The sequence below is a fragment of the Saccharopolyspora sp. genome, assembly GCF_017434145.1.
Taxonomy (GTDB): Bacteria; Actinomycetota; Actinomycetes; order Mycobacteriales; family Pseudonocardiaceae; genus Saccharopolyspora_C; species Saccharopolyspora_C galaxeae.
In genome coordinates this window covers 1-6180 of the sequence record NZ_JAFRFW010000396.1, presented here as the reverse complement: position 1 = coordinate 6180, position 6180 = coordinate 1, and the positions used below count along the sequence as shown (strand labels likewise).

Below are 6180 nucleotides of genomic sequence, written 5' to 3'. Positions count from 1 at the left end.
GGCCGTAGCCGGCGCCGCCGCAACCGGCCTGCCCGTAACCGGTCCGACCGCAGCCGGAGGAGTGGAACACCGCCGCGGCCACCGGCTCCGGCACCAGCACGAGCTGCTGCGCCAGCCCTGCCGCGGCTTGGCGCAGCACGCCCGCGCGCACCGAACCCCAATCGGCCGGATGCGTCAGCACCAGCAGCTCCACCGCCGCACCGCCCGCGTACCTGCGGGCTTCGCCGACAGCGCGCTGCAACACCGACCGGACCACGTCGCCGACCCGCAGCACGGTGCTGCCCAGCAGCAGTTCGCCCTCGTCCACGCGCCGCTTGGGATGCGGTTCGAAGCGGGACGGGTCGACCGCGGCCTGCCGTTCCGCCTCGTTGCCGACGAACAGCGTGCCGTCGGCCGCCGCGAACACCGCGGAGGGCACCAGCGGGCGGCCGTCGATGGCCACGACCTGCGGCTCACCGCCGCCCGCGGAGACCACGGTGCAAGTGCTGGAGGTGCCGAAGTCGACCGAGACGTGCAGGGACACCAACAACTCCTTCACGCGCCACCGGCCGAACCTCCGACCCGGACGCTGCAGCGGCGGTGTCTTCGGCGGCAGGCAGGCTTGCCGACGGGAACGGAACTTTGCCCGAGTTGAACTCCCCCCGATCAGAATTCACCGAAGCAGCCTAGGTGCCGAGGGTGCGCTCACTTCAACAATCTGCCCTCGATCGGGTGGCATTCACACAGATCGCTTGACGTCCGCTCCCGGCGTGCCGCTGCAAAACGGTGCGGGCGCATTCGCGCGCAGAACTGCGGCAATGCGCCGCGCGGGAAACGGCGATTCGCGCCGCTTGAGGTCGGCGACGAAGCTGCGCCACTGCTCGCGGCGGAAGCGCAACACCGCGGAACGGTCCTTGGAATCCCGGACGCGGACCACCGCCGCCACGCCGCCGACCTCCACGCAAGCCGACTGGCTACCGCTGTAGCTCGACTTCCGCCAGCGCTTCCCGCCGCCCATCACCGGTGTCCTCCTCGCGCTCGTACGCATCGGCATAGGCCGCGACGAGGTCGGCCGAACGCGCCGGGCTCATCGCGGTCCGGCACAGCGTAGAGCGAGCGCGCTGGAACGGGGTGACATCTTCCGGAGCATCGAGGAATGCGCCGCAGCGCCGCTGCTCCAAGTGCACCAGCGGCTTGCTCCGCTCGAACTCCAGCAGCAGGAACGGGCCGTCCAGCCCGGTGTGCCCGCCGAGCGAGAACGGCATCACCTGCAGCGTCACGTTCGGCAGCCGGGCCGTTTTGAGCACCGCGCGCAACTGGTCGGCCATCACCAACCTGCCGCCGACCGCCCGGCACAGCGCCGCCTCGTCCAGCAGCACCAGGTAGCGCACCGGATCCGGCTCGTTCAAGATCTGCTGGCGCGCCAGCCGGGCCGCGACGAGCCGGTCGCGGTGCTGCGGTTCCACTTCGGTCGCGGCGAACAGCGCGCGGGAGTACTCCGGGATCTGCAGCAGCCCTGGAATGAGCACTTCGGACAGTTCGGTGATGCGCACCGCGCGGCTTTCCGCGTCGGCGAGTTCGGTGAGCTGGGCGGGCAGCCCGCCGCCGGATTCCCACCAGGCGGTGCGATCGATGTCGTGCGCCATCCGCAGCAGCCGGTCCCGTTCCCCGCCGCGCACGTCGAGCGCGTCCAGGAACGCGCGCACGGTGGGCGGGGACAGTCTGCGCCGGGCGGTCTCCAGCCGGCTGACCTTTGCTTCCGAACAGCCGATCAAGGTGCCGACCTGGCGCATCGTCAACCCGGACTCCGCCCGTGCGGAGCGCAATTCCTTTCCCAGAGCACGAGCTCGCGGTGTGTCCGACATGGACACAGTTTAAGTGTTACATCGGAGCAAGATCTTCGCTCGATCGTGTCATGATTTCGCGTTCCGCGCGCCTGGAACGACGGACCTCCCCCACCGATCGGCGAGGGAGGTCCGTGGTATTGCCCGATCCGGTCCGGCGATCACTCCGGGCGGATCATCGCGGTCTGGATCTGTTGCGGCGTCCGCAGCCGCCTGCTGACCAAGGTGCCCCGGCCCGGCGGCAGCTGCCGCGACTTGATGTTGCCGACCAGCTGCCCGTCGTCCTTGTTGGCGCTCATCGCCAGACCCGGCGTGGAGACCTCCCGCATCTTGCCGATGATCGGCTCGAACAGCGCGCGACCCGCGTTGCCGGAGTTCCGCGCGATGATCATGTGCAGACCCACGTCGGTGGCCTGGGCGACGTACTCCTGCAACGGCGTCAGCGGATTGTTGCCCTGCGGCGAGACCAGCTCGTAGTCGTCGATCACGACGAACAGCTCCGGACCCGTCCACCAGGACCGGTCCCGCAGCTGCTGCTGGGTCACGTCCGGACCCGGCATCCGCTTCTTCAGCGCCGCGGCCACGTCGCGGACGTTGTTCTTGAGCTGCTCGGTCGTGACGGTGTACTCCATCAGGTGCGGCGAGTCGATGAACCCGAGCATCGTGCGGCGCACGTCGACCAGCAGGATCAGCGCCTCCTGCGGCGTGTAGCGCGTTGTGATCCCGCGGACGATCGTGCGCAGCAGCGAAGTCTTGCCCGATTCCCGCTCGGCGAAGGCGTAGAAGTGCGGCTCCGCCTTGAAGTCCAGGTAGACCGGGTTGAGCCCGTCCTCGTTGATGCCGATCGGCACCAGGTGCGGCCGGGGCTGCTGCTCCAGCGTCGGCAGCTGCTCGTACGGCAGCAGCTCCGGCAGCAGCCTGACCTGCGGCGCCGGACGGCCCTTCCACGAACTCTTCACCCGGTTCACCAGGTCGGCGACCCCGTCGGCGAGGTCGTCGTTGTAGAGCTGCCACCCGGGGCGCGGCGTGCGCTCGGCCTCGTCGGCACCGCGCTTCCTGGCCTCCTCCGCGCGCTTGCGCTCCACCGGGATGCGGTCGCCCAGCTTCTCGCTGTCCACCCGCGGCAGCGCGGTCAGGAAGTGCAGCTGGGACACGTGCAGACCGCGCCCGGGCCGTCCTTCCGGGACGGTCACCGCGACCTTGCGGTTCACCTCCGACTCGCCCGGATCGCCGAGCCGCAGCTCCAGCCGGGTGCCGAGGTTGTCCTTGAGCACCGGGCGGATGCCCGACCACCGGTTCGCGGACAGGAACACGTGGATGCCGAACGCCAGGCCCTGCTGCGCGAGGTTGTTGATCTCGGCTTCCAGCGGCTCGAACTCCGCCTCGGCGCGGAACGCCTCCCAGCCGTCGATGATCAGGAACACGTCGCCGTACGGGTCGTCGGTGAGCTCGCCGCGCTGCTTGCGGGCGCGGAAATCGCTCATCGAGTCGAGGCCGGTCTCCTGGAACCGGGCCTCCCGCGCCGTCATCAGCGCCTTGATCTCGGCGATCGTGCGGCGCACCGTGTCCGGATCGCGGCGGCTGCCGAACGCGCCGACGTGCGGCAGGTTCCGCAGCGCCGAGAGCGCACCGCCACCGAGGTCGATGCAGTAGAACTGCACCTCCTGCGGGGTGTGCGTGAGCGCCATCGAAGTGATCATGGTGCGCAGCAGGTTGGACTTGCCCGCCTGCGGGCCGCCGACGACCGCGCCGTGCCCCTGGGCACCCGCCAGGTCCAGCGTCAGCGAGTCCTGGCGCTGGTGGTACGGCACGTCGATCAGCCCGACCGGCACCTGCAACCGCCCGCTGTTGAACGAACCGGCTGCGGTGTAGCCGCGGTCGTCGGTCGCCTGCAGCGGCGGCAGCAGACCGTCCAAAGTGGGCGGTGCGTCCAGCGGCGGCAGCCACACCGTGTGCGCGGGCGGGCCCGCGCCCTCGACCTTGCGGATCACCAGCTGGAAGTCGGTCGGTGCTGCGGTGTCGTCCTTGGTCTCCTTGGGCTCCTCGACCACCGGGGTCTCCGGTTCCGGGGGCTTCTCCACGTATTCCGGGGTGAACTCCCGCGGCCGCTTCTCGCCGGTGACCGGCGAGGCCGCGATGCCCATCGGACGCCGGCCGCTGGTCTGGTGGTCGTGCTCGGAGACGTAGGCGGCGCGGAAGCGGTCCATGCCCTCGGGATGCTTGAGGTAGCCGTGCCCACCGTCGGCGGGCAGGTCCGCGGCGTCCGGCATCCCGATCGCCGCACGGGATTCCGAAGCGTCGAAGGTCTTGAGCCCGACCCGGTAGGACAGGTGCGCCTGCAGACCGCGCAGCTTGCCCTCGTCCACCCGCTGCGAGGCCAGCAGCAAGTGGACCTGCAGCGACCGGCCCAGCCGGCCGATCATGGTGAACAGCTCGGCGAAGTCCGGCTTCTGCGAGAGCAGCTCGCTGAACTCGTCGATCACCACGAACAGCGCGGGCATCGGCTCCTGCGCGTTGTCGTCACCGGCTTCGTAGAGCTTGCGGTAGTCCCAGACGTTGCGCGCGCCCGCCTTGTTCAGCACTTCCTGGCGGCGGTTCATCTCGCCGTCCAGCGCGGCCTGCATCCGGTCCACCAGCGTGGCGTCGTCGCCCAGGTTGGAGACGCTGGCCGAGACGTGCGGCGCGGTCTCGAAACCGTTGAACGTCGCACCGCCCTTGAAGTCGACCAGCACGAAGTTCAACGCCGCCGAGGAATGCGTGGCCAGCAGGCCGAGCACGATCGTGCGCAGGAACTCCGACTTGCCGGAGCCGGTCGCACCGATGCACAGCCCGTGCGGGCCCATGCCGCCGTAGGCGGTCTCCTTGATGTCCAGGTGCACGATCTCGCCCTGCTCACCGGGTCCGATCGCGACCCGGTAGAGGTCCTCGCGCGGACGCGGCCGCCACGCCTCGTTCAGGTCGAAGGTGACCGGGTCGCCCGCCAGCCCCAGCTGCTCGATGTAGTTCAGCGGGGTCTTCAGCGGCTCGAACGCGCCGTCGTCCTCCACCGCCGCGGCTCCGCTCGGGACCCGGTACGGCGACATCATCCGGGCCACCGAGGTGGCCTCCGCCATGGTCAGCGAGTCCGGTTCGCCGAACCACTCCACGCTGTTCTGCCCGCGGGCGCCGATCCGGTCCGGCTCCACCACGATCCGCATCCCGCGGCGCGCGGTGAGCTGGCCGAGCACGTCGGTGAGGTCGATCAGCGTCACGCCTGCCATGCCGCCTTCGACGACGATCTGCTCCTCGCGGCTGATCTCGGCGTCGTCGAGCAGGATCACGACGTGCGGGCGGCCCTCCGGCGGAGCCGCGTTGCGCTGGAACCGCGGGCGGTCGGCGAGTTCCTCGCCGAGCATCTCCTCGATCGCGCGCAGCGAACCGGCCATCAGCCGCATCGGGCCGATGCCGTCGGTCTCGGTGGGGTGCTGGGCGTGCGGCAGCCACTTCACCCAGTCCCACTCGCTGCGCGAGCGGCCGCTGGAGGCCACCGCGATGATCACGTCGTCGGGGGTGTGGAAGGTGGCGAGCTGGGTCAGCATCGCCCGCGCCAGCCCGCGCGCCAGCTCGCGCTCGCCCTGCAGCCCGACCGCGGCGAACCCGCGCAGCGAGGTGGCGATCGGCAGGCCGGACACCAGCGAGTGCGCGCGCACGAACCGGCGCAGCGCCAGCGTGGTGATCGGCTCCAGCTCCTCGACCGGGCCGGTCTGCGGCGGCACCAGGCGGGTCTCCAGCCGCTGCGAACCGCGGCCCACGCGCACCTGGCAGAAGTCGTTGTCGTTCGGGCGCCGCTCCCACATCCGGCGGGAACCGTCCGCAATGGACCAGAGCGTCTGCGGGTCCGGGTGCACCCACTCGCGGGCCAGCCGCTGCTCGTCGGCGGCTTCCCTGGCGCGTTCCCGCATCTGGCCGAGGTAGCGCAGGTAGTCCTTGCGGTCCTCGTTCATCTCGGCCTTCTTCTGGCCGCCTTCCCGGCCGCCACCAGCCATCATGCCGACGGTGCTGACCAGCATCATCATCGGCATCATCATCATCATCGGGTTGTCCTTGGCCCGCTGAAGCATGAACGCCATCATCCCGAGCGATGCCACGATCATGACGCCCGGAAGCACCTTCTGGACGATGTTGCCCGGGATCACCCGCGGAATCTCCGGCGGTGGTTCGAGGTGCACCTCCCCACCCGGTGGCCTCGGAGCGGCCAGTCGCGGCATTCGCTTGAACTGCAGCGTGCTCACCGGAGGCGACAACCATTCCTTCTCGTGGCAATGCGTGCGGCCGTGCGCGGCGGCCGCGGACCGCGGGCGGCATTCTGCACTGCCCG

Annotated in this window: 3 protein-coding genes and 1 pseudogene; all 4 read right to left on the bottom strand. The window is 70.2% G+C overall.

Going from position 1 to position 6180, the window contains the following annotated elements; genetic code table 11:
• A pseudogene (locus IJH84_RS10835) lies at positions 1 to 523 on the bottom strand (type VII secretion-associated protein); the annotation flags it as partial.
• Between the two features lie 195 nt (positions 524 to 718).
• Positions 719 to 925: a DUF397 domain-containing protein gene (locus IJH84_RS29260; protein WP_307849875.1), complete on the bottom strand. Its 207-nt coding sequence runs from the start codon at positions 923 to 925 to the stop codon at positions 719 to 721.
• 28 nt (positions 926 to 953) lie between these two features.
• Positions 954 to 1844 (bottom strand): helix-turn-helix transcriptional regulator, encoded by an 891-nt coding sequence (locus IJH84_RS10825; RefSeq protein WP_295143491.1) that lies wholly within the window; start codon positions 1842 to 1844, stop codon positions 954 to 956.
• A gap of 140 nt (positions 1845 to 1984) precedes the next feature.
• Positions 1985 to 6094, bottom strand: a complete 4110-nt coding sequence (eccCa, locus tag IJH84_RS10820) for a type VII secretion protein EccCa (RefSeq protein WP_295143488.1) — start codon at positions 6092 to 6094, stop codon at positions 1985 to 1987.
• Positions 6095 to 6180: the final 86 nt, after the last annotated feature.

Bases quoted from the DNA above. Each gene is read 5' to 3' on its own strand.
- IJH84_RS10825 (WP_295143491.1), bottom strand. From the start codon at position 1,844: ATGTCGGACACACCGCGAGCTCGTGCTCTGGGAAAGGAATTGCGCTCC.